Raw genomic sequence first — 22,554 nt, forward strand, 5'->3', positions numbered from 1 at the left:
AAAAAGCTCAACTAGACATTCTCCAATAGTTTTTGTAAAATTTGAACGAGGATGCTTGAGAAGAGAGGATGTTAAGCGATGTATAAAGAAATTACTGCCGACGAGCTGCAGCAGCGTCTTGAGGCGGGCGAAGCGATTAACCTGATTGATGTGCGCGAGCCGGATGAATGGGAGCAAGGGCATATCGCTCAAGCAAGATTGATCCCGCTTTCTGAATTTGACGCACGCCAGCACGAGGTGCATGATGTTGACGGAGACGTTGTTTTTATTTGCCGCAGCGGCGCACGCAGTGGGCGAGTATGCGAATATTTGGCAAGACAAGGCTTTGAAGTAACCAATGTCAGCGATGGCAATCTTGGCTGGCACGGGCCAGTTGTATCCGGTAAATAAGTTGCAGTAATCGACCATCTGTTGGAAACAGGCTAAGGCTTATCGATCATAAGCCGCAGCCTTCTCTTTCAGATGGTTTTTTCGTTCATATAAATGCTTTGCTGACACATATACATTTGCTGTAGGTTCATTTTATAAAGCGAGGTGAACGTATGGACGAGTCAACTTATAATGGAACAGTCCCGCCGCAGCATATCCCGCAGCCGATTCGCAGCGATGGAGCCGGCAATGTGGATAGAGGTCCGAGAAATATAATGCGCGACCTTGAAAATCCAGACCTGCTAGTTCCTCCTGTTACAGATGCAGGGCTAATCCCTAATTGCCGGTTTTCCTTTTCAGATACACATATGGTTTTGAAGAAGGGGGGATGGTCAAGAGAGGTTACTGTGCGCGAGCTGCCGATCGCAACCACTTTAGCAGGCGTGAATATGAGCTTGACGCCCGGAGGCGTGCGCGAGCTGCATTGGCATCAGCAAGCTGAATGGTCATATATGCTGCTCGGGCAAGCGAGAATTACGGCTGTCGATCAGCTTGGAAGAAATTTTATTGCTGATGTTGGCCCAGGTGATTTATGGTACTTCCCTCCAGGCATCCCTCATTCCATTCAAGGGCTGGAGGATGGCTGTGAATTTTTGCTCGTTTTTGACGATGGACATTTTTCTGACCTCAATACATTGTCTATATCAGACTGGTTTGCCCATACGCCTAAAGATGTGCTTTCAGCGAACTTTGGTGTACCGATGGAGGCGTTTCAACAGATCCCGAGCGAGCAAGTTTATATTTATCAAGATGATGTGCCAGGGCCGATTGATACGCAAAAGGTTCATTCCCCTTACGGGACTGTGCCGCAAATTTTCAAGCATAGCCTGCTGGCTCAGCCTCCAATTAAAACAGCTGGCGGCAGTGTTCGGATTGTTGATTCAACAAATTTCCCGATTTCCAAAACGATCGCTGCAGCACTTGTTGAGATTGAGCCGGGGGCGATGCGCGAGCTGCACTGGCATCCCAACCAGGACGAATGGCAGTATTACTTGACGGGGCAAGGGCGTATGACCGTTTTCGCCGGGAACGGCACGGCAAGAACCTTTGATTATCAGGCTGGCGATGTTGGATATGTTCCATTTGCGTACGGGCATTATATTCAGAACACAGGTACAAATTCGTTATGGTACCTTGAAATATTTAAAAGCGACCGCTTCCAGGATGTGTCGCTTAATCAATGGATGGCTTTAACGCCAGCAGAGCTGCTTCAAGGCAATTTACATATTGGCGAAGAGCTGCTCCATGCGTTAAGGAAGGAAAAATCACCAGTTGTCAAATTTCCCGTATTTTCCTATTACCCGAAATAAAGGTGACGCAGACTGCTTGAGATAAGCAGTCTTTTTTTGTATGTCGCTGGCGTTCTTTTTAATTTCATGTTATATTAGCTAACAAAATCTGTGGTTGACGGAATAAAAGTGAAAAAATTAGGGCGACACGCCCTGGAAAGCGAGTGATCGTTAATGGCATTAACAATCGAACAAATATCGGCTTTGCCTAAAATAGAATTGCATGTTCATTTGGATGGAAGTGTTTTGCCGCAAACGCTAATCGAGCTGGCGCAGCAGCAAGGCGGAGAGCTGCCTGTTGCTGATCCAGACGAGCTGTCGGCTTATATGAGCGCGCCAGAATCGTGCCAGAGCTTGAATGAGTATTTGCGCACCTTTGATTTTGTGCTGCCTTATTTGCAAAGCTATGAGGCGCTGGAACGAGTAGCCTATGAGCTTGTTCAGCAATGCGCGGATGATCAGGTGCAATACGTAGAGGTGCGCTTCGCTCCTCAGCTCCATCGTCAGCAGGGGCTTACCGTGGCGGAGACCTATGAGGCGGTCATTAGCGGCTTGCGCCGCGCCGAGCAGCAGTTCGGCGTCATGGCGCGCTGCATCGGCATATGTTTGCGCGGTCATCAGGATGAGCAAAATATGGAGGTTGTCGAAGCAGCAGCGCCGTTTCTTCAGCGCGGACTAGTTGCAGTTGATTTGGCGGGCGCGGAGGCGCTTTATCCGCCAGAGCTGTATGCAGCGATGTTCAAGCGTGCCCAGCAGCTTGGCATTCCCGTTACAATTCATGCGGGAGAAGCGGGAGGCGCGGAGAACATTGCGATTGCTGTTAGCCAATTAGGCGCTCAGCGTATTGGACATGGGGTGAGGCTGCAGGAGAATCCGCAAATTTTGCAGGAAATTGCAGACAAGCACATCCCGCTGGAGTTTTGCCCGATCAGCAATTTACAAACAAAGGCTGTAGCCGAATGGTCGCTCTATCCGATCGTTTCCTATATGGAGCAGGGCATTCATATAACGGTGAATACCGATAATTTGACAGTATCGCAAACCTCGTTGACGAAGGAGCTGATGACGCTGCAGGAGCGATGCGGCTTGTCAGATCAAGCGATTGTTCAGCTGCAACGGAATGCAGCGAGCGCTATTTTTCTGGAGCAGCCCGCCAAGGCTCAATTTATGAGCGATTATGAGGCCAAGCTGCTGCAGTGGGTGCAGCACAACATGCTATAGGCAGCAAGCAGCAAGGTAGAGAGGAGTAAGCATGATGAAGAGCATTCGAAAATACCGACTTAATGATATTGATCATATAAAATCGAGCGAGGATCGCGAGGAATATGAGAAGGACTATGCGCGGCTAATTCAATCGCCAGCGTTTCGCAGGCTGCAAGGAAAGTCGCAGGTGTTTGGCGCTGGCTCCGGCGACTATTACCGCACACGATTGACGCATTCGATTGAAGTGTCGCAAATCGCCAGAGAAATGGCGCGCAAGCTTGGCAAGCAGTATGCTTTTCTCAATCAGGACGTACACCCTGGGCTCAAGCTTGTTCCTGAGGTAGTGGAAATCGCGGCGCTGGCCCATGATCTTGGTCATCCGCCTTACGGGCATCGCGGCGAAGAGGTGCTCAATCAAATTTTGCAGACCAAGTATGGCGCGCATTATGAAGGAAATGCGCAAAACTATCGCATTTTAATGTTTCTAGAGAAGCGCGCCGGCAGTGATCGCGGCTTGGACCTGACTGCTGCTTCGCTATTGGCAGTAAATAAATATCCTTTTCTGCTAGGCAAGGACGGACAGCAGAAAGGGGTATATGAGACGGAATGGGAAGCGATCGCATTTTTAAGAGATTTGTGGAATATGCCTGCAGGCTGCCGCACGCTGGAGGCGCAATTGATGGATTTATGTGATGATATCGCCTATTCCACGCATGATATCGAGGATGGCATTCGTGCCGGGAAAATTCAGCTGACCGAAGACTTTTTGCTGGAATCACGACTGATTGATAATGTTGTTAAAGAAATTACAGAGGACCCGGCCAGCATGAGCGCCTTGCATTGGGCGAACCTCAATATTAAGCAGCTGGTGACAGAGGTGCTGGAAAACTACTATAAGCAGTGGAAAACAATATTCGATACGTTTGGCCGCGATATTTCCCGCTCGCGCCGTGAAATGAAGGCGCAATGGGTCAATCATTTTGCTACTCGGATCGGGATAATCGACGATCCGCATCTGCCATCCTGGAAAAAAATCACCTTTGTCAAGGATGGCGTAGAGGATGATGATACGCTCAGAACGATGGAAATTTTGAAGAAGCTGGCATGGGTAACGATGATCAAGGACTTTCGCGTGCAGCGGCTGCAGACGCGCAGTGAAAATATGCTGCGCAAGCTGTGGGAAAGCATGGAGGATGAAGCGGCTGGCCGGCTAATTTTGCCGTCGGACTGGATTGAGGCCTATGATCAGCATAAGCAGCACTATCCGTGGTACCGCTTGATTGCCGACTACATAGCAGGGATGACCGACCATTATGCGGAAAAGGTATATACAGAGCTGTTTGCCAGCCGCAGCGGCTCCATATATGAACGGGATTAGTTCTATACAAACAGCAAAAATCGACCAGCTTAGCGGGTCGATTTTTTTATGCGCCTTCGCACGATATGAACCAAGCCAATAGTTGTGAACACAACGGAAAGGCCAAGCACAAAGGAGTAAAAGTTTACAAATACCGTGTTCGTATATTGATTTAACACCCCGAAGCCTTCTAATCGACCTGCAAACTCCTCATATTGGGAAACGACATATTTTATTAATAAAATTGAAAACAATATTGTACCGGCACCTCCAAAACCAGCAAATGCATATGCGTAGCGACGGCCAGACGCCTTTAGAAATTTCATATAAATGGACATGATAAGAGCTGCATAGAGCAGGATGAACAGAACGAAAAAAATTACGCCAGGATTTCCATTGCCTGAGATGCCCTTATCTGGCTTTAATTCAAACGTAAAAAGATCGACTAGTATTACAAGCAATAGACATAGCAATGACAGAATAACAATGACGATGTTCATTGCATTTTTCATTTCATTCTCCTCTTCCTGTTCCGTTCTTAGCCTACTCTCAGTATACGTTTAGAGCATCTCTGGACAACCGTTTTTCTTAACTGACCAGAAATTTATCACAGCTGTATAGAAATTTATTATAGCTGCAGCCGTAGAGCATCTCTGCCAACTCATGAAAATCATCCGAGGAAGCGATCTTTTCACAGTCCGCCAAACGTGCAAGCATGGAAGTGATGGACAAAGCATATAGGTAAAGAGATAAGGTAGGTTATCAATCGGTTGAGAGGGGGAGCGATGATGCAGAAGCAGAAGCAAGATGCTGAGAATGATGATGAGCTCGTGCTGTCCGTGCTGGGCATGAGCTGTTCCGCATGCGCGACAAGAATTGAACGGAGCCTGTCGAAGCTGGAGCAGGTCGAGCATGTGGCGGTCAGCTATCCGATGCGCACTGCCTGGATTAAGGGAGAAGCAAGCAAGCTGGACATTGCCAGCATCATTGCCAAAATTAATGCGCTAGGGTTTAAAGCCCATCCTTACTCTTCAACGCTGGAGGATATGAAGCAGGAGAAGCGTCAGCTTCGCAAACGGCTGCTGTGGGCTATTGCATTTACAGTGCCGCTGCTATGCTCGATGGCTGAGCATATTCCGCTGCTCCATCCGCTGCTGTCACTTTTGCCGCAATGGATATTTGCGCCGTGGCTGCAGTTGATTTTGGCGACATGCGTGCAATTTTTTGTCGGCATCCCGTTCTATATTAGCGCCTATCATGCGGTTCGCGAGAAGCTGGCCAATATGGACGTACTCGTTGTGATCGGGACGACGGCCGCTTACTTATATAGCCATTATGAGGTGTTTGCCAATGGGCTCGACGGTTTGCTGCGCTATGGGAGCTTTGATCAGCCGCGCTTATATTTTGAGACATCGGCGGTTGTCATTACGGTAGTGCTGCTAGGCAAATATATTGAGCTGACCGCATCGCTGCGCTTGCAGGAGCAGCATGAGCCGTTTGCCGAGCTCAATATTCAGGAGGTGCTGGTTGAGCGAGACGGTATTCGCTTTCCGCTGCGCGTTGAATTTGTCAAGGCTGGCGACCTTGTCCATCAGCATGAAGGGGAGCTGATCGGCGTCGATGGTGTAGTCAAGCAAGGCGGAGCTTATGTCGATGAAGCGCTGCTAACGGGCGAGCAGCAGTTTATTTACAAGACGAAAGGCGATCGTGTATGGGCTGGCACTCATTTGACGCAAGGCACGCTGTTAATCGAGACAACAGCAGCGGGCAAGGAAACGATGCTTAATCGGATTCGCGAGCTGGTCAAGCAGGGGCAGCGCTCCAAGACGAGCATCCAGCGTCAAGTGGATGCAGTCGTTCGCTGGTTTGTGCCGCTCATTGTCCTATTGGCACTTGCTACCGGAGCAGCCTGGCTGCTGCTGGGTGGAGAACGCTCGCATGCCGTGCTTAGCGCTTTGGCGGTTATGCTCGTTGCATGTCCATGTGCGCTTGGCCTTGCTGCGCCAATCTCGCTTGCGATTACAAGCAGCCGCTTGGTCAAGCATGGCGTAATCGTCAAGGATGCCGCGGTGATCGAGCGCTTGCATCATGTGGATGAAATTATGTTTGACAAAACAGGCACGTTGACGGAAGGAAAGCTAAGCGTCAGCTTCGTGCACAGCTTCTTCGTCGCCAAGCAGAAAATGATCGCCTATGCAGCCGCGCTGGAGCAATATGCGCAGCATCCGATTGCCCAAGCGATTCGCAGCTATAGCGAGGAGCTGGCCGTAGAAGCGCATGCGGTAGAGCATGCCGAGCATAGATTGGGCTATGGCGTAATCGGCACCATTGGCAGGCATCGCTTTATTGTTGGCAATGACCGAATGCTGATGGCCGAGCACAAGCTGCTGCCGCCATATGTGCAGCTGCTCGCTGAGCAGCGCAAGCAGCAAGGTGAAACGCTCGTTTACATATATATGGATGATCGCTGCATCGGTCTGGTCAGCCTGCATGATCGCATTAAAAGCTCTAGTGCTCCTGCCATATCGGCTTTGCAGCGCATGAACATTGCAGTCAGTATGGCTACAGGCGATCATGTTGGTACTGCTAATCGGGTTGGACGGCAGGTTGGAATTGCCAGCATGCATGCGGATTTGCTGCCGCAGCAAAAGCTGGAGCTAGTCAAGCAGAAGCTTGCAGGCAAGAAGGTGGTGGCGATGGTTGGCGATGGCTGGAATGATGCGCCTGCTTTGGCAAGCGCACCTGTCGGGATTGCGATGAGCAACAGCACCGAGGCCGCGCTGCATGCCGGGCATATGACGTTGCTTTACTCGCAGCTGACAAGCATTCCGCTGTCTATTGCGATGAGCAAGCTGACGGTAGCAAATATTAAGCAAAATCTTGGCTTCGCGCTCGTGTACAATTGCCTGATGCTGCCGTTTGCCGCATTAGGCATGCTGAAGCCGTGGATGGCTGGCATTGCGATGTCGCTAAGCTCGCTTTGCGTCGTTATGAATGCATTGCTGCTGCATGTTCGCTTGAACAAGGTGGAGGTGAGCATGAACGATGCTCAGTAGCCTTTTGCTCGTGTTTACGACCGGCTTGATGAGTGCGGCGCATTGCATGGGCATGTGCGGCGGAATTATAACTGCTGTAACGCTGCAGTCGAAGCGCTCGGCCTTGCTCAGCAATTTGCTGTATCATATCGGCCGCGGCTGCTCCTATACGGTGTTTGGCATTGCGCTTGGTCTCGTTGGCAGCTTTGTCGATGTCGCCGCGGCGTGGAGCGGGATGAAGGGCACCGCCTCGATTGTCGGCGGCTGCCTGCTGCTGCTATGGGTGTGGAGAAAAATTCAAATTCCGCATATGGAGCATGTATCGGCTCATTTACATGCGCGATTAATTAAGGTCGTTAAATATTTTCGTGGCGGAGACCGCTTTTATTTGCTTATGACGGGCATCGCCTTCGGCTTTATTCCGTGCGGCTTAACCTATGCGATGGGCATGCAGGCGGCTGCTACCGGCTCCTGGTATGCGGGCGGTCTTACAATGCTTGTCTTCTCGCTCGGCACACTGCCGGCGCTGGCACTGACGGCAAGCATCTCCGCGATTGCCTCCAAGCGCTGGCGAAGACTCATGTATAAGCTGGGCAATGCTGCAGCGATCTTGATTGGACTGCTGTCGATTATGAGAGGGCTGGCTGCCAATGGGCTTATTCCTTCACTTCATCATTGGTTATGGTAACATCAAGTGTCTGATGCCCATACGCCGCTTGATAATGGGATGGCGTCATCCCGACATGGCGCTTGAACAATTTGGAGAAATATAAGGCGTCATGAAAGCCGACTGCTTGCGCCGCTTGATGTACAGGAATGTGCTGGGCCAGCAGCAGCTGCGCTTGCTCCAGTCTTACTTTAATCAGGTAGGCAAGCGGCGACATGCCATGCATCTGCTTAAAAAGCTTCGTAAGATGGCTGCGATGATAACCTGCCCGATCCGCCAGCTCAGCAATCGTAATAGGCAGCGGATAATTAAAGTCAATATAGGCGATCACCTCGTCAATTGCCAGCTGTGCGGGAGTTTTGTACGTTCTGCGAGGCTGCTGCAGCTCTCGCTCCGCGCTGTAGCGGGCCAGAATGAGCTGAAAATAGCCAACAGCCAGCATTGAAGCTGGAAGGCTGCCCTTTGCCAGCTGATCCCGCACCGCTTGATAGTGATCGATGACATCCTCCTGTGGAATGCTGCGTACAATCGGCTGCTCGGGTGTAATGCGACTGGCCTGCAACAAATGCTTAAAGCGATTGCCCTTAAAGCCGATCCAGCAGTAGCGCCAAGGCTCATGCTGATTCGCCTCATAGCGAACAGATTCCTCAGGAAAAATAAAAAAGCTGTCTCCTGCGGCGAGCTGATAGGTTGCGCCTCGCATTGTCACACTGCCCTTGCCGGAAATGACATAATGCACAATGTAATGAGCATGAATGAGCGGTCCCATATAATGCAGCGGATCCGTTTGCGATTGTCCTGCAAATAACAGCTCATCCACCTGCGGGTCAAAGGAAGGGTGAAAGGCGAACTGCTCTAATTTTTCAGTCATGATGACTCTCCTTCAAATTGCAACATTTGTCCATGAACTTGGATGGAAAAATCTATAGGCGAACGAATAGGCAGCAGGTATATTATAAGTGTTCGGTCTTAATGAATTCAAGCATTTCAAGGATTGAAGAAGGAGAGATGACGAATGTCCAAAATCACTTTTCTAGGTGCAGGCAGCACAATATTTGCAAAAAATGTACTGGGTGACTGCATGCTTGTTCCATCGCTGCAACACTTCGAGCTCGCATTATATGATATTGATCCGATACGGTTAAAGGAGTCTGAGCTTATTCTTAATAGTGTCAAGCAAACGGTTGGAAGCAGCTGCCAAATTGTTGCTTATTCCGATCGCAAGCAGGCGCTGCGAGGGGCAAAATATATTGTTAATGCAATTCAGGTTGGCGGCTACGATCCTTGTACGATAACCGATTTTGAAGTGCCGAAAAAATACGGCCTGCGTCAAACGATTGCGGATACGGTAGGAATTGGCGGTATTTTTCGCAATTTGCGAACGATTCCTGTTATGCTCGAGTTCGCTAAAGATATTCAAGAGGTTTGCCCGGATGCGCTGTTCCTCAACTATACCAATCCGATGGCTGTGCTTACGAATGTTATGAATACGTATGGCGGCGTCAATACGGTAGGGCTTTGCCATAGCGTTCAAGTATGCGTAAAAGATTTGCTAAACCATCTGGGCATTGAAAATAAAGGCGTTAAATCCAAAATTGCTGGGATCAATCATATGGCATGGCTGCTGGAAATTACGAAGGATGGCGAGGATTTATATCCAACGATCAAACGGCTGGCGAAGGAGAAGCAGCAGGAAAAGCATTATGATATGGTGCGCTTCGAGCTGATGGACAAGTTTGGCTACTATGTGACGGAATCGAGCGAGCATAATGCGGAATACCATCCATACTTTATTAAATCCGCCTATCCGGAGCTGATCGATCGCTTTAACATTCCGCTTGATGAGTACCCTCGCCGCTGCGTCGCGCAAATTGAGGATTGGCAGCGCAAGCGCGATGAAATAATGGCATCCGCCAGCCTGGAGCATGCGCGTACTCATGAATACGCTTCCTATATTTTTGATGCAATCGAAAATGATGCGCCATTTAAAATTGGCGGCAACGTGATGAACAGTGGATTAATTACAAATTTGCCGAAGGAAGCCTGTGTCGAGGTGCCATGTCTCGTTGATGCGAACGGCATTCACCCAACCTATGTAGGCGACTTGCCACCGCAGCTGGCAGCGTTGAACCGTACGAACATTAATACGCAGCTGCTAACTATTGAAGCGGCAATGACGCTGAAAAAGGAGCATATTTATCACGCAGCGCTGCTCGATCCGCATACCGCAGCGGAGCTGTCGATGGATGATATTGTGGCGCTGTGCGACGATTTAATTGAAGCGCACGGAAGCTGGCTGCCGAAGTATCAATAACTAACTGCAAAATGACGAATAAAAACGCAAGCTTTAGCAGCCTGGTTAATCCAGAGCGTTGCTGAAGCTTGCGTTTTTTTGATCATGATGTTGAGGCTGGAGCTGCTATTGCAACTAGCAGCCTGCCCAATCGCGCGCCTGCTTTTAACAGCTTGTCCCGCTAGGCGAGTCCATGCTGCTCACGAATGTTGTATAGCCCATTCACTAGCGGCTCTGCCGGATCGCGATTTAATAAATAAAGCGTCAGTAAATACGGAATCGGCATTGCGCATACATTATTGCCTTCTTTAATCGCAGGAAAGCCTGCTTCCAGCACGGGTCCCGCTTTTTCATGCATGGCAAGATTAACATAAACCTTCTCCAAAGCGAATTCTGCACGAACCGATTGGATGCAGTGAGGGATAACGTGCTCGTCGATCAGCTTTTTGCTTTCATCCTGGGATTGAGGCGGCTTCGGCAGCGGCTTGCTTACTTGCTCATCGAGCATATCGATAAAGAAGGAAGCGAGCCATTGCTGTGCCCTCGCAGCATCCTTATGCTTTTCAAGCAGCTCATTAATAAAAAAGCCGCATGCATATTTGTTTTCACTGTTATTTTCCTGCAGTTGATAGGCGAACAAAGGACCAAAGCTGGAATGATTAATAATTTGTCCCTTGATCTCGTAATGGTCAAATTCCGCCTGCAGCATTTGTAAAGAACGGGAATAAAGCGCTGCAATCAGCTTTTTCGTTTCCTCTTCCCGTTTTTTATCCTTGTTTTCATTCACGTCTGTCGTCATAATTGCCCCCTTCCCTCCTATCATTTTACCATTTCCGCAAGAAAAGGGAAGGGTGGGGGAGGGGAAAGCACGATGGTCGGTGGTAGCAGGCAGCTATCGTGATTGCGTACTGAGACAGCTTTGACTTTATGAACACGGCTATGTATTTTAAATAAATGGATGGAGAGAGGAGTAGCACATATGCATATAGATTTGGAAGAGCTGTATAGAGAATATTCTGCTTATCTAATCTCGATTGCCTATCAAATGCTTGGAGCTATTGTTGATGCGGAGGATATTGTGCAGCAGCTATTTCTGGAATTGCAGCAGCATGACATCAAGCATATAGAAAATATAAAGGCATATTTGGCGCGAGCGGTAACGAATCGCTGCATTAACCTGCTGAAGGCCGCTCATAAAAGAAGAGAGGTTTATGTCGGACCTTGGCTGCCGGAGCCTCAGATCACTTCTTCCGAAGACAATCCGCTGGAGCTGATTGTAAAGCAGGAGACGCTGTCTTATGCGATTCTCGTGCTGCTAGAGCGGTTAAGCGCAGTAGAAAGAGCCGTATATGTCCTGCGCGAAGTGCTGGGCTACAGCTATGAAGAAATTGCTGAAACGGTGCATAAATCAGTAGCAAATTGCCGTAAAATTTATAGTCGCGCGCAAAAAAAGCTGCAGTCTGAGTTGCCCAGTGCTTCAATCGATCGTGCTCAAGAGAATGAGCTGGCTCAAATTTTTGTACAAGCCTCGCAAACAGGCAGCTTCGACCGCTTTATTCAAATGCTGGCGGAGGATGCCGTACTCGTTATGGATGGCGGTGGAATTGTTCGCGCTGCGCTGCGTCCTATTATCGGTCAGCAGCGAATCGAGGCGCTGCTGCAAGGAATTGCGCCAAAAGGATATTTTGCAGGTCATTTGCGTGCCATTCAAGCCAATGGCCGTATCGGCATGCTGCTTGTTCGGGAAAATAAGCCGGTGCTCGTTGTTTGCTTTGGCTGGGATCAGCAGCAGCGCATTAACCGTGTTTTTATGCTGTCTAATCCAGAAAAGCTCGCGCATATCCAACTATAAATGATTAATTCAAGGTAGAGCTGTCACAAAAGCGGAATGTATCTTGTTATATCCATGTAAGCTGAAAAATCATTGAGGAGGCAATACTATGAAAACAAGATTTTTAATGGAGAAGGTAAATCCGCAAGGCTATGCCGCGATGGCTGGTTTGGAGAAGAGCGTGGCTAACTCTAGCCTCGATCCAAGGCTGAAGGAATTAATTAAAATTCGCGCTTCGCAAGTAAATGGCTGTGCATTCTGCATTGACATGCATACAAAGGACGCCCGCAAGTATGGGGAGACCGAGCAGCGCATTTATGCTTTAAACGCATGGCGAGAAACGCCGTTCTTTACGCCAAGCGAACGAGCTGTACTGGCATTGACTGAGGCGGTAACACTCGTTACAGAAGGGCATGTGCCGGATGAGGTGTATGAGGAAGTGCGCAGCCATTTTGACGAGGCTGCAACCGCAGAAATTATAATGGCGATCGTAACAATTAATGCGTGGAATCGGATCGCGATTGCAACAAGAAAAATGCCTGTCTTGCAGCATCCGTCTGCTTAATGTTAGGCAATGCAAAGCCTTGGCTGAACAGCTCAGCCAAGGCTTTGCTATGTAATCGAAGTCGATGCTTGCTTGATTTAACAAGGCGAAATTGCTGGTGCAGCGCTGCAAAAGCGTACAGGATTTGCCAGACAGTCGCAAAAAATATACACTATTACTATTAGTGAAGAAACGGGGTAATTTGCAATGAGTGTCGCCACAATATTGATGGTGGATGATGAATACGAAATTATTAAGCTTATGGAAATTTATTTTAAGAATGAAAACTATACGATGCTTAAGGCTGGCAATGGCATCGAGGCGCTGGAGCTGCTGGAAAAGCATCAGGTGGATCTGATTGTGCTCGATGTGATGATGCCTTCGATGGACGGGATTGAGGCTTGTATGAAAATTAGAGAAAAAAATCATATCCCGATCATTATGCTGTCGGCGAAGAGCCAGGACATGGACAAAATTTCTGGATTGAGCGTTGGAGCAGATGATTATGTAACCAAGCCGTTCAGCCCGTTGGAGCTGATCGCCAGAATTAAGGCGCAGCTGCGGCGCGTCAACCAATTTCATTCGGTCAGAAAAGCGAATGACCATGAAATTCGGATTGATAATCTGGTGATCAACAGCGCATCCCATGTTGTGACGCTTGATGATAAGATCGTCAAGCTGACTCCGCGCGAATTTGCGATTTTGCTGCTGCTTGCCAATCATGCCGGAAAGGTGCTTAGTATGGATCAAATTTATGAGCATGTGTGGCAGGAGCCATTTATGGAGTCGAAAAATACGGTGATGGTTCACATTCGCAAGCTGAGGGAAAAGCTGGAGGATGATCCGCAAAAGCCATATTTTATTAAAACAGTGTGGGGAATTGGCTACAAGCTGGAAAACCACGGACAGGTGAACGCCAATGAATAGGCTCTGGGTAGTGTCGATCCGCTGGAAGCTGCTGCTTGCTATGCTGCTGAGCGCAGCCATTACCGCTATTATATTGTTCGTCATGCATTCTCTGGCAACATTTCTCATCGAAACGGAGCCATTCAGCGTTTTGATCAAATGGGGAATTAACAATCTTGGATCTATCCGTATTCTCATTTTGGTTGGCGTTCCTTTATTTATAATTAGCTATATTTTGCTAAGCCGCCCGGTTATTCGCAATTTGCTGCGCGTGCAGGAAGCGTTAAAACAGATCGGAGAAGGCAACTTTCAGCCCGATGTGCTCGTCCAATCTTATGATGAGATTGAAGCCACCTCGCGCTATGTGCATGATTTGGCGGCAGATTTGAATCGATATCTGGACGAAATGATTCAAGGCTTAAAGCTGATTGCCGAAGGACAGCTGCAGCATTCCATCCCGGTCAAAGAAAATCATAAGCTGGGCGAGGTAGCCGACAGCATTAACCAAATGGCCCGCCAACTGAATCACTTGATGCAGGAGGAAAGGAAGGCAGAGCAAAGTAAAAATGACCTCATAACAGGTGTTTCTCATGATTTGCGAACGCCATTAACATCGATACTCGGGTTTTTGGGGGTTATCAAGCAAGATCGCTATCGCGATGAGGTAGAGTTGAGGCATTATGTCGACATTGCTTATAGCAAAGCCGAGCGTCTTAAATTGCTCATTGATGATTTGTTTGAATATACGCGCATGAACAACGGTATGCCGCTCGACAGCAAGCTGATGGCGCTAGATGACTTTTTGCAGCAGCTGATGGATGAATATGTGCCGATTATGCATGAAGCGGGCATTACGGGACGTTTGACGCTGGAGCAGCATCGGGTGTTCATTTCTGCAGACGGAGAGCTGCTGGTGCGGGCCTTCGCCAACATTATTCAAAATGCGATGCAATATGGCAAGGAAGGGAAATATATCGATGTAACGCTGCAGCAGGAAAAAGAGCATGCCGTTGTATCGATTGCCAATTACGGAAATCCGATTCCGGCGAGCGACCTGCCGTTTATCTTTGATCGGTTTTATCGGATCGATAAGTCGCGTTCATTGGAAACGGGCGGCACAGGGCTTGGTCTGGCAATTTCCCGAAGCATTATTGAGAAGCATCGAGGCACGATCCGAGCGGAAAGCGACACGCAGCGAACCGCTTTTATACTGAGCCTGCCACTGCTGCATGAACATAAGCAGAAAACGACGCAATAGGTGATTTTGCAAGAGCTGCGAAGGATGGCTTCTGTACGAATCGAAGCCATCTTTTTAGCGTGCAGATGCAAAGGCTATGAAGCTAGCTTTTTTGGCATGACCGTTGCTGAAATTTGCTAGCTCGCTGCAAAATTTGCTAGCTTAATAGATTGCAGGCTGACTTCTATTACCAGTCGCAATCTGCCTGCCCTCTAGTATAATGATGAGAGATTAGAAAGAAAGTCTATTAAAATTTTTAAGAGTTTGTTAAGAATTAGAATACTCTATTATTAAGCTTTTGCCGATATAATGAACGGGTAAACAACACAAGTATGGAGGCGTTATATTTGAAATCACAACATTATGTACTGAAATTATTGACACTAATTACTATGCTTTCTCTAATTATGGCTTGTTCGACCGATTTAGGTTCTAAATCGGCTGCACCTTCCATTACGCTCAATGGCGAGAAGATTGAGAATTCGGGACTCGTACAAAAGGACGATGCGATGTACATCCCGGCATCATTTATTACCGATACGCTTGGCGCGACCTTTGAAACTCCTGAAGAAGGCGATGTAGAAGCTGGCAGCGAGGAGCTAGCAGAGGGCGTTTATTATACGAATAAAGTCGGGGTGCTGATGTACCACGCTGTTATGGAGGACCCTACCGATGGAAGCATTATTGCTCCTGAGCAATTCAGAGATCATTTGCAGTGGCTAAAGGATGAAGGCTTTAATCCGATCAGCATGGAGCAGTATGTTGCGTTTATTCATGAAGGCGGCGAAGTACCGGATAACGCGGTGCTAATTACATTTGATGATGGCTATGAAAACTTCTATACCTATGCTTATCCTGCACTGAAGGAATTCAACTATCCAGCGGTCAACTTTGTTATCGTATCGGGCGTTGACGATCCATCTATCCCTGGCATCAAAAAGCTTTCCTGGGATCAGATGCGCGAAATGAAGGAGCATAATATAGCTTTCCATAATCATACGTTCGATATGCATGTTTATGGTGCTGTGAATGCTGAAGGAATCGAGCAGCCAGCTGCGATCAGCAATCTTTATTTGCCTGACGAGAAAAGAGTTGAGACAGACGAGGAGTATATTGCGCGTGTAACAGAAGATTTGAGCAAGGCAGAGCAGCGCCTGGAGGAGGAGCTGGGCAATACGATTCGTGCAATTGCCTTCCCGTATGGCGCCTATAATGAACGTCTGCTTGGTATTCTTGACGAACTGGATATTAAAACATCCTTTACCGTAAAGCCGGGAATTAATACGTCTGAGGATGCGCTTGGTTTCCGCATCAATGGCGGACGCTCCGACAAAACAGCCGAAGAGCTGCTTGCAGGACTTAAGCCTGAGCCTGTTGAATTGAATGACAATGCAATGCTGTTGAATGGCAAGCTTGTATCATTCAGCAAAATTATTGAAGCAAAAGGAGATCAGCCTGCGCTTTATCCGCTGCGTGAGGTAAGCAATGCGCTTGGTCTGTTTATAGGCTGGGATTCAGCTACCAAAACCGTTACCTTAGCGCAATAGCATAAGCATTACGATCATCATTAAAACCTAAAGAATCTTACCAGGGCTGTCCAGAAAGTCAGTGAAAACAGACAATCTGACAGCTCTTTTTTTGTGTAATCGTTGTTCTTCACTTTTAATATGTAATGGTATAGGAACGAACAAGCATGGTGGGAAGGGAGTTTTGCTATGTCACCATTACCGAATGAGCAAGCGGGTGCAGCAGCACCGGAGCGTGTTGCCCTCGTAACAGGCACGTCGAGCGGCTTTGGCATGCTGACAGTGCTGGAGCTTGCGCGAAAGCGGTTTCGTGTAATCGCTACAATGCGCAATTTGGAGGCTGCGATTGAGCTGCAGCAGCGTGCCGAGCGCGAAGGATTAATGAGTCGGATTGAGCTTCACCAGCTGGATGTTACGGATCATGCAGCAATTAAACAGGTTGTGGCTGAAATTGTTCGCGTGCACCGGCAAATTGATGTACTAGTTAACAATGCGGGCTTTGCAATGGGCGGCTTCGTGGAGGAAGTGCCGATGGAAGAGTGGCGGCAGCAGATGGAAACGAATTTTTTCGGGCTAATCGCGGTGAGCAAAAGCGTCATTCCGATTATGAGAACCCAGCGCAGCGGCATGATCATAAACATTAGCAGCGTTAGCGGCAGAGTCGGTTTTCCTGGCTATGCACCGTATGCCTCCTCCAAATTTGCCGTTGAAGGCTTCAGTGAAAGTTTGCGGCATGAGCTGGCTCCGTTCGGTGTGAAGGTGGTGCTGGTGGAGCCAGGGGCGTATCGCACGCCGATTTGGGACAAGGGGCTGGCGCAATTAACGAGCTCGGCTCATTCGCCCTATGCGGAACGGCTTAATGCGATTGTACGCTATTCGCGTAAAACGGCAGAGGCTGCACCTGATCCGCAGCAGGTTGCAGATACGATCGGCATGCTGGTCGAATCACGCGCTCCCAAGCTACGCTATCTGCTCGGCCGCGGCGCACGCATTGCTATATTGGGCAAGGCGCTGCTGCCCTGGAAATGGTTCGAGTGGATGATTGATCGCGGAACGCGTTAGCTGAATGCCGGGTTGTTAACAGAAGTGCAAGCTGCTAAAATTCAATCTCGCTAAGCGATTATATTACTTCAAACTGATAATGCAATGTAATCGTATCGCTGTCGGTATTGGCAAGCTGAAAGGTAGCTGTTGCAACCCAGACGCCTTTCATTAATGGAGCAGCTTGTGCGCTGTAGCGCGTAGTGGAGCTGGACAATAGCTCGGCAGACACTGTGCCGCAGTCCATATGCAGCATTTCCAGCGTAATGACGGGCTTGAGCAGCTCAATCTGCTGTTCGTCGCTGCCGGTTATGTTCAGCTCGAATTCACTGTATGCCAGCGCTTGATGCGTTTTGCTTGGAGAGCTTAGTTCTATTGTATAATGCTCTGTTTCAATACTGCTCGGCAGCTCCAGGCTTTGCAGGGAGGAGCGGGAAGTCAGCATTACGATCAGGCAGGCAGCTGCCAGCAGCAAAGCGAGCAGGATGAGCAGCAGGGACGAGCGTCGTCTGTCCATAGGGTGTGCATGCCTCCTCTTTCACAAGTTCTCTTCTTACTGGTATATGAGCAGCAGCATGTTCGATATTCTTCCGTACTACAATACGTATTTCATAATCAATATAGCTGAGGAGACATCATGGAGAAACCCGCGAAAATGGATGAGCTTGATTTAGTTCGCGGCCTGGCCATTATGGGGGTCATGCTGGTGCATGCCACCTCTTTTGCCACGGTTTATTTGCGAGAAGACCGTTTTTTTGCTCTGTATAACTTTATAAACATTTTTTCAAAGTTTGGCACTACTACGTTTATTTTTCTCAGCAGTTTTGTGCTGTTTTATAACTATTTCCGTCGTCCGCTTGGCAAAGAGCTTTTTATCCGGTTTTATCGGAATAGATTAACGTACATTTTACTGCCGTATTTGTTGTTTTCAGTGTTGTTCTTCACTTTATCGTGGGCGGACAAGGGGCGGGAATGGGAGCTTGCCGTTATGTTTCAGGAGTTTTGGCCTAAACTGCTGATTGGCAAAGCATATACCCATTTGTATTTCATTTTCATCAATTGTCAGTTCTATCTGCTCTTTCCGCTCGTGCTCGTCTTGCTAAGGCGCTATCGGTGGGCTGCGGCATGGAGCCCGCTGATCGGCATAACGCTGCAGTGGCTGTTCTACACAGGCAATGATGCGTGGTGGGATGTAACGTATCGCAACAGCTGGTCGCTATCATTTCTGTCATACTATTTCCTCGGCGCATGGCTGGGAATTTACTTTGACAGCGTTAAACAGTGGCTTATGCGTGCACGGCATGCGTCCCGTCCCTGGCTGCAAAGGCTCGGCTGGGGTGCGCTTTGGATCGTATGGATTGGAGCCGGAGCAACACATGCAGCGTTCCGTTATCAGGAACGTCTGCATGGAGTAGATTATCATCCGCTGCTGCTTGATGCGTTCTGGAATGTCCACACTTTGGCTACCGCGCTAGTGATCGTACAGTCAGCCCTGTGGCTTAGCGGCGTCCATAACCCGCTGCTAAAAGGGCTTCGCTGGCTTGGTGCTTATTCGTTTGGGATTTATCTCGTGCATCCGCTTGTGCTGTTTGTATATCGGAAGTTTCCTGCTATGTCAGATCACTCATGGATTCAGCTCGCTTGGTATGCGGGAGGGTTAGTGTGTGCTATCGGAATCTCAAGCTTGCTCGTCTATGGCATCAGCCGTACGGGAGGGTGGACATCGGTTCTGTTTGGCCGGCTTCCGAGCAATATGCGTTCTGCTGAGCGGGGAACGGCGTCTGCCGCATCAGAGCCTGCAGGATCTCGGGCAGAGAGTGCAGCGACGATAGGTCATAAGGTGAGAGAAGAAGAGAGTGCATGACATGGAGCAAGGAACAGGACTTATATAGACAGCCAATCTTGAAATGTGTATAGTATTACTGTACAACTGCATATTGTGGAGCTTAGGTTCTATGCGTGGACAAGCTGGCAAGCGTCAGCATGCATGGCATAGATGAAAAGGGAAGCTGGTGCAATTCCAGCACGGACCCGCCACTGTAACGATGGATGCGAAAGCATCAAGGTGCTGCCAAGCGTCACTGGTAAAAGCAATTTACCGGGAAGACGGCAGCGCTGATCATCGAAGTCAGGAGACCTGCCTGGGCTTATGCAAACATATCCTACGTGGATTTAGGAGGTGTTGGAAGCAGGATCATGAACGGCATGATTCTTTGTCGCGTCTCCAACATTGGCAGGCGCTTTTTTTGTCTGTTTGTTTGCTCGACGCTCAAGCAAACTGGCAAGCATGGTTATAAGATAAAAGGATAAGGGGAAGAGAAAAGAAAATGAAACTTTCAAGCAAGCAATGGATGAAACAACTTGTAGTTGTGATGCTGGCTGCGATGATGCTGACATTGGCAGCATGCGGCAATGCAACTGGCAACACCAATAACAGCAGCAGCGGTGGGAACAATGCTGCCCAGCAAGGCGAAACGAATGGACAGGCTACTAATCAAGGCAACGAGCAAGCAGAGGGAGATGCTGATTCAAGTGCAGCTGCTACGACCTATCCACTAACGGTAACTGATGCTACAGGCACGGAGGTTATGCTTGAGCAGCAGCCGGAAGCGATTGTTACGCTAGTGCCAAGTGAAACGGAAATTGCCTTTGCAGTTGGCGGCGGCGAGCGCGTAGTTGGAGTTGATGACTACAGCAACTATCCTGAGCAAGTGGCTTCGATTGCAAAGGTTGGCGATATGACGACGAATATTGAGGCAGTCACTGCTTTGGAGCCGGATTTGGTACTGGCAAGCTCCTCGATGAACGGAGAAGCGATCACGAAGCTGCGCGAGCTTGGACTTACTGTTTATGCTTCCGATCCGCTTACTTACGATGATACAGTTGCTCATATTGAGCAAGTCGCAGTATTATTAAATACGAAGGCTGAAGCGCAAGACGTGATCGATAACATGAAGCAGGTGAAGCAGGATATTGTTACTAAGCTGGAAGGTGTCGAAAAGCGCAAAGCATATCTAGAGTTTTCTCCAGGCTATACAGTTGGCAGCGGTACCTTCCTGGATGATCTTGTAACAACTGCCGGCGGTATTAATATTGCAGCTGGTCAGCCGGGCTGGTATGAGGTGGACAGCGAAGCGGTTGTCGAGCAAAATCCAGAAGTAATTATTTATCCTGATTTTGGAGAGGAGCAAAGCTCAATTTTGGCCGGGATTATGAGTCGTCCTGGCTGGGATGCGATTGATGCAGTGAAAAATGACAGACTGGTCATGGTAGCCAATGATCCGCTTGTTCGCGTAGGCCCAAGATTGGTAGAGGGCTTGCAGGATATCGCTGCAGCAATTCACCCTGAGCTGTTTCAGTAAGAGATGAACAGATTGATGCTAATGTATGGAGGAGCAGCGATGCTCCTTCTTTTATTAACGATTGTAACGGCGCTTTCTCTCGGCTCGTCTGGCTTGTCGTTTGGCGATGTATGGCATATTTTATGGCTAAGCCTGCCGTTTAATGAAGGAGCGGCCTCTCAATACAGTACGGGGCAGGTGGCGATTGTATTGCAAATTCGCTTGTCGCGCGTGCTGCTTGGCGCACTGGTAGGCGCCTGCCTTGCGCTGGCTGGCGTTGGCTTTCAAGGCGTGCTGCGCAACCCGCTCGCAGACCCGTATACACTTGGCGTAGCGTCCGGCAGCTCTGTGGGCGCTGCTTTTATTATTTTGATGGGCTATCAGCTGCTGCTAGGCCTGTGGACGATTCCGATTGTTGCATTCGCAACAGGGATCATTACGCTGCTTGGTGTTATTGGGCTGGCGCATTATAAGGGCTCGATGCAAATTCAGACATTAGTGCTCGCTGGTGTCATTATTCAATCCTTCCTTGGCTCGTTTGTCTCATTAATGGTTTCTATGTCTGAAGGCGTTGTAAATGAAATTTTGTTTTGGATTATGGGCTCGATTGCGATGAAAAGCTGGGAGCATGTTTATTTGCTGGTGCCGTTCGTTCTTGTCGCGCTGCCGATTTTAATCTTTTATGGCCGCGTGCTTAACCTGTTGGCGCTGGGCGAGCGGGAAGCGGCTTATCTCGGCGTAGAGGTAGAGCGCAGCAAGCTGATCGTATTAATTGTCTGCACGCTGCTGACTGCGGCAGCCGTTTCGGTTTCCGGAGTCATCGGCTTTGTCGGGCTCGTTGTGCCGCATCTGCTGCGCTTAATTGTAGGGCCGGATTATCGTCTGCTCGTGCCGCTGTCAGCGTTTGGCGGAGCAATCTATATGATTGCGGCTGATACCGTTGCCAGACTTGCGCTTAGTCCGAAGGAGCTGCCGCTTGGCGTAGTAACCGCTCTTATTGGCGCGCCGATCTTTACTTATTTGCTGGTGAAGCGCAATCGGCAGGAAGGCGGGGTAGGATCGTTATGATTCAATTACAGCAGCTAACCTTTCAATATGGAGCGCGCAGCATAGTCGATCGATTAGACTACACCTTTGCCGGTAATGCGATTTATGGCATTATCGGGCCGAATGGCGCGGGCAAGTCAACGCTGCTGCAGTTAATTGCCGGCGTTCGCAAGCCAAGCTCTGGTCAAGTGCTGCTCGAGCAGAGACCAATTGGCGAGCTTCCGCGCAGACAGCTTGCGCAGCGTATAGCGGTGCTGCAGCAGGGGGGCTTGCCGACGCTGGGCTTTACGGTCAAGGAAGTTGTGGCAATGGGACGGTTTCCTTATCAAAATTGGCTCGGCTCGGAAAGAGCTGATGCAACGGCGCTCATTGATGAGGCTATTGAAGCGACGGGGCTGACACATTTGGCGAACCGTACGCTTGAGCAACTGAGCGGCGGCGAGCGGCAGCGCGCAGCGCTGGCCAAAGTATTTGTCCAGCAGCCCGATATCCTGTTGCTGGATGAGCCGACTACCTATCTCGACATCGGCTATCAGCAAATGATTATGGAGCTGGTCAAGCAGTGGCAGCGCAAGCAGCAGCTGCTCGTCATTGCCGTCATGCACGACCTTAACATTGCAGCGCTGTATTGCGATCAGCTTCTTGCCTTGCGGGGCGGCTCTATTATAGCTGCCGGTACTGCGGAGCAAGTGTTAATACCAGAGCATATCGCCAGTCTGTACGAGGTTGAAGCATTAATGGTCAACCATCCGCAGCAAAATGTGCCGCAGCTTTTATTGCGGCTTGATCTGGATAAGGAGAATTGATG

Annotated in this window: 21 protein-coding genes and 1 riboswitch; of the genes, 17 read left to right on the top strand and 4 right to left on the bottom strand. The window is 49.0% G+C overall.

Annotated elements, in window-relative coordinates; all coding sequences use genetic code 11:
• Window positions 1-78: 78 nt before the first annotated feature.
• From KJS52_RS01440 to KJS52_RS01455, 4 genes are all read left to right on the top strand, one after another.
• Window positions 79-390: a rhodanese-like domain-containing protein gene (locus tag KJS52_RS01440; RefSeq protein ID WP_213512860.1), complete on the top strand. Its 312-nt coding sequence runs from the start codon at window positions 79-81 to the stop codon at window positions 388-390.
• A 152-nt stretch (window positions 391-542) separates the two neighbouring features.
• On the top strand, window positions 543-1,739 hold the full coding sequence (locus KJS52_RS01445) for an oxalate decarboxylase family bicupin (protein WP_213512861.1): 1,197 nt from the start codon (window positions 543-545) through the stop codon (window positions 1,737-1,739).
• Between the two features lie 153 nt (window positions 1,740-1,892).
• Complete coding sequence (add, locus tag KJS52_RS01450; protein ID WP_213512862.1) at window positions 1,893-2,939, top strand: adenosine deaminase; 1,047 nt, start codon at window positions 1,893-1,895, stop codon at window positions 2,937-2,939.
• 34 nt (window positions 2,940-2,973) lie between these two features.
• On the top strand, window positions 2,974-4,299 hold the full coding sequence (locus KJS52_RS01455) for a deoxyguanosinetriphosphate triphosphohydrolase family protein (RefSeq protein ID WP_213512863.1): 1,326 nt from the start codon (window positions 2,974-2,976) through the stop codon (window positions 4,297-4,299).
• A 29-nt stretch (window positions 4,300-4,328) separates the two neighbouring features.
• On the opposite strand, the gene KJS52_RS01460 is transcribed toward KJS52_RS01455, so the two are convergent.
• Window positions 4,329-4,790: a hypothetical protein gene (locus KJS52_RS01460; protein WP_213512864.1), complete on the bottom strand. Its 462-nt coding sequence runs from the start codon at window positions 4,788-4,790 to the stop codon at window positions 4,329-4,331.
• A gap of 276 nt (window positions 4,791-5,066) precedes the next feature.
• Between KJS52_RS01460 and KJS52_RS01465 the strand changes: the two genes are divergently transcribed.
• Window positions 5,067-7,334 (top strand): heavy metal translocating P-type ATPase, encoded by a 2,268-nt coding sequence (locus tag KJS52_RS01465; RefSeq protein WP_213512865.1) that lies wholly within the window; start codon window positions 5,067-5,069, stop codon window positions 7,332-7,334.
• Window positions 7,324-8,001, top strand: coding sequence for a sulfite exporter TauE/SafE family protein (locus tag KJS52_RS01470; RefSeq protein ID WP_213512866.1), 678 nt, complete (start codon window positions 7,324-7,326; stop codon window positions 7,999-8,001). The genes KJS52_RS01465 and KJS52_RS01470 overlap by 11 nt, the downstream gene beginning before the upstream one ends.
• Here the strand turns inward: KJS52_RS01470 and KJS52_RS01475 are convergent.
• A complete protein-coding gene (locus KJS52_RS01475) occupies window positions 7,970-8,851 on the bottom strand; it encodes an AraC family transcriptional regulator (protein WP_213512867.1) in 882 nt (293 codons plus the stop codon). The genes KJS52_RS01470 and KJS52_RS01475 overlap by 32 nt on opposite strands.
• A gap of 144 nt (window positions 8,852-8,995) precedes the next feature.
• On the opposite strand from KJS52_RS01475, the gene KJS52_RS01480 reads away from it, so the two are divergent.
• On the top strand, window positions 8,996-10,294 hold the full coding sequence (locus tag KJS52_RS01480) for an alpha-glucosidase/alpha-galactosidase (protein ID WP_213512868.1): 1,299 nt from the start codon (window positions 8,996-8,998) through the stop codon (window positions 10,292-10,294).
• A gap of 160 nt (window positions 10,295-10,454) precedes the next feature.
• Here KJS52_RS01480 and KJS52_RS01485 read toward each other — a convergent pair whose 3' ends face one another.
• Complete coding sequence (locus KJS52_RS01485; RefSeq protein ID WP_213512869.1) at window positions 10,455-11,072, bottom strand: hypothetical protein; 618 nt, start codon at window positions 11,070-11,072, stop codon at window positions 10,455-10,457.
• A 180-nt stretch (window positions 11,073-11,252) separates the two neighbouring features.
• Here KJS52_RS01485 and KJS52_RS01490 point away from each other — a divergent pair, with 180 nt between their 5' ends.
• The 6 genes from KJS52_RS01490 to KJS52_RS01515 all read left to right on the top strand — a co-directional run bounded on the left by KJS52_RS01490 (window position 11,253) and on the right by KJS52_RS01515 (window position 17,379).
• Window positions 11,253-12,125, top strand: a complete 873-nt coding sequence (locus tag KJS52_RS01490) for an RNA polymerase sigma-70 factor (protein WP_213512870.1) — start codon at window positions 11,253-11,255, stop codon at window positions 12,123-12,125.
• An 88-nt stretch (window positions 12,126-12,213) separates the two neighbouring features.
• Complete coding sequence (locus tag KJS52_RS01495) at window positions 12,214-12,669, top strand: carboxymuconolactone decarboxylase family protein (RefSeq protein WP_213512871.1); 456 nt, start codon at window positions 12,214-12,216, stop codon at window positions 12,667-12,669.
• A gap of 186 nt (window positions 12,670-12,855) precedes the next feature.
• Complete coding sequence (locus KJS52_RS01500) at window positions 12,856-13,575, top strand: response regulator transcription factor (protein ID WP_213512872.1); 720 nt, start codon at window positions 12,856-12,858, stop codon at window positions 13,573-13,575.
• Window positions 13,568-14,812 (top strand): sensor histidine kinase, encoded by a 1,245-nt coding sequence (locus tag KJS52_RS01505; protein ID WP_213512873.1) that lies wholly within the window; start codon window positions 13,568-13,570, stop codon window positions 14,810-14,812. Before KJS52_RS01500 ends, KJS52_RS01505 begins: the two co-directional genes overlap by 8 nt.
• Window positions 14,813-15,138: 326 nt before the next feature.
• On the top strand, window positions 15,139-16,338 hold the full coding sequence (locus tag KJS52_RS01510; protein WP_213512874.1) for a polysaccharide deacetylase family protein: 1,200 nt from the start codon (window positions 15,139-15,141) through the stop codon (window positions 16,336-16,338).
• Window positions 16,339-16,506: 168 nt separating this feature from the next.
• The gene (locus KJS52_RS01515) at window positions 16,507-17,379 is read left to right on the top strand and encodes an SDR family oxidoreductase (protein WP_213512875.1); all 873 of its coding nucleotides are present in this window, start codon (window positions 16,507-16,509) and stop codon (window positions 17,377-17,379) included.
• A 58-nt stretch (window positions 17,380-17,437) separates the two neighbouring features.
• Here KJS52_RS01515 and KJS52_RS01520 read toward each other — a convergent pair whose 3' ends face one another.
• Complete coding sequence (locus KJS52_RS01520) at window positions 17,438-17,875, bottom strand: hypothetical protein (protein ID WP_213512876.1); 438 nt, start codon at window positions 17,873-17,875, stop codon at window positions 17,438-17,440.
• Between the two features lie 120 nt (window positions 17,876-17,995).
• On the opposite strand from KJS52_RS01520, the gene KJS52_RS01525 reads away from it, so the two are divergent.
• From KJS52_RS01525 to KJS52_RS01540, 4 genes are all read left to right on the top strand, one after another.
• Entirely contained in the window at window positions 17,996-19,222 is a 1,227-nt protein-coding gene (locus tag KJS52_RS01525) for an acyltransferase (RefSeq protein ID WP_213512877.1), read from the top strand.
• Between the two features lie 67 nt (window positions 19,223-19,289).
• Window positions 19,290-19,517, top strand: a riboswitch (cobalamin riboswitch).
• A 192-nt stretch (window positions 19,518-19,709) separates the two neighbouring features.
• On the top strand, window positions 19,710-20,720 hold the full coding sequence (locus KJS52_RS01530) for an ABC transporter substrate-binding protein (RefSeq protein WP_246563029.1): 1,011 nt from the start codon (window positions 19,710-19,712) through the stop codon (window positions 20,718-20,720).
• A 3-nt stretch (window positions 20,721-20,723) separates the two neighbouring features.
• Window positions 20,724-21,767: a FecCD family ABC transporter permease gene (locus KJS52_RS01535; protein WP_213512879.1), complete on the top strand. Its 1,044-nt coding sequence runs from the start codon at window positions 20,724-20,726 to the stop codon at window positions 21,765-21,767.
• On the top strand, window positions 21,764-22,552 hold the full coding sequence (locus KJS52_RS01540; RefSeq protein WP_213512880.1) for an ABC transporter ATP-binding protein: 789 nt from the start codon (window positions 21,764-21,766) through the stop codon (window positions 22,550-22,552). The genes KJS52_RS01535 and KJS52_RS01540 overlap by 4 nt, the downstream gene beginning before the upstream one ends.
• Window positions 22,553-22,554: the final 2 nt, after the last annotated feature.

Source organism: Paenibacillus montaniterrae (assembly GCF_018403185.1).
Taxonomy (GTDB): domain Bacteria; phylum Bacillota; class Bacilli; order Paenibacillales; family Paenibacillaceae; genus Pristimantibacillus; species Pristimantibacillus montaniterrae.

Bases quoted from the DNA above. Each gene is read 5' to 3' on its own strand.
- KJS52_RS01440 (WP_213512860.1), top strand. From the start codon at position 79: ATGTATAAAGAAATTACTGCCGACGAGCTGCAGCAGCGTCTTGAGGCG.
- KJS52_RS01445 (WP_213512861.1), top strand. From the start codon at position 543: ATGGACGAGTCAACTTATAATGGAACAGTCCCGCCGCAGCATATCCCG.
- add (WP_213512862.1), top strand. From the start codon at position 1,893: ATGGCATTAACAATCGAACAAATATCGGCTTTGCCTAAAATAGAATTG.
- KJS52_RS01455 (WP_213512863.1), top strand. From the start codon at position 2,974: ATGAAGAGCATTCGAAAATACCGACTTAATGATATTGATCATATAAAA.
- KJS52_RS01460 (WP_213512864.1), bottom strand. From the start codon at position 4,790: ATGAAAAATGCAATGAACATCGTCATTGTTATTCTGTCATTGCTATGT.
- KJS52_RS01465 (WP_213512865.1), top strand. From the start codon at position 5,067: ATGCAGAAGCAGAAGCAAGATGCTGAGAATGATGATGAGCTCGTGCTG.
- KJS52_RS01470 (WP_213512866.1), top strand. From the start codon at position 7,324: ATGCTCAGTAGCCTTTTGCTCGTGTTTACGACCGGCTTGATGAGTGCG.
- KJS52_RS01475 (WP_213512867.1), bottom strand. From the start codon at position 8,851: ATGACTGAAAAATTAGAGCAGTTCGCCTTTCACCCTTCCTTTGACCCG.
- KJS52_RS01480 (WP_213512868.1), top strand. From the start codon at position 8,996: ATGTCCAAAATCACTTTTCTAGGTGCAGGCAGCACAATATTTGCAAAA.
- KJS52_RS01485 (WP_213512869.1), bottom strand. From the start codon at position 11,072: ATGACGACAGACGTGAATGAAAACAAGGATAAAAAACGGGAAGAGGAA.
- KJS52_RS01490 (WP_213512870.1), top strand. From the start codon at position 11,253: ATGCATATAGATTTGGAAGAGCTGTATAGAGAATATTCTGCTTATCTA.
- KJS52_RS01495 (WP_213512871.1), top strand. From the start codon at position 12,214: ATGAAAACAAGATTTTTAATGGAGAAGGTAAATCCGCAAGGCTATGCC.
- KJS52_RS01500 (WP_213512872.1), top strand. From the start codon at position 12,856: ATGAGTGTCGCCACAATATTGATGGTGGATGATGAATACGAAATTATT.
- KJS52_RS01505 (WP_213512873.1), top strand. From the start codon at position 13,568: ATGAATAGGCTCTGGGTAGTGTCGATCCGCTGGAAGCTGCTGCTTGCT.
- KJS52_RS01515 (WP_213512875.1), top strand. From the start codon at position 16,507: ATGTCACCATTACCGAATGAGCAAGCGGGTGCAGCAGCACCGGAGCGT.
- KJS52_RS01520 (WP_213512876.1), bottom strand. From the start codon at position 17,875: ATGGACAGACGACGCTCGTCCCTGCTGCTCATCCTGCTCGCTTTGCTG.
- KJS52_RS01525 (WP_213512877.1), top strand. From the start codon at position 17,996: ATGGAGAAACCCGCGAAAATGGATGAGCTTGATTTAGTTCGCGGCCTG.
- KJS52_RS01530 (WP_246563029.1), top strand. From the start codon at position 19,710: ATGAAACAACTTGTAGTTGTGATGCTGGCTGCGATGATGCTGACATTG.
- KJS52_RS01535 (WP_213512879.1), top strand. From the start codon at position 20,724: ATGAACAGATTGATGCTAATGTATGGAGGAGCAGCGATGCTCCTTCTT.
- KJS52_RS01540 (WP_213512880.1), top strand. From the start codon at position 21,764: ATGATTCAATTACAGCAGCTAACCTTTCAATATGGAGCGCGCAGCATA.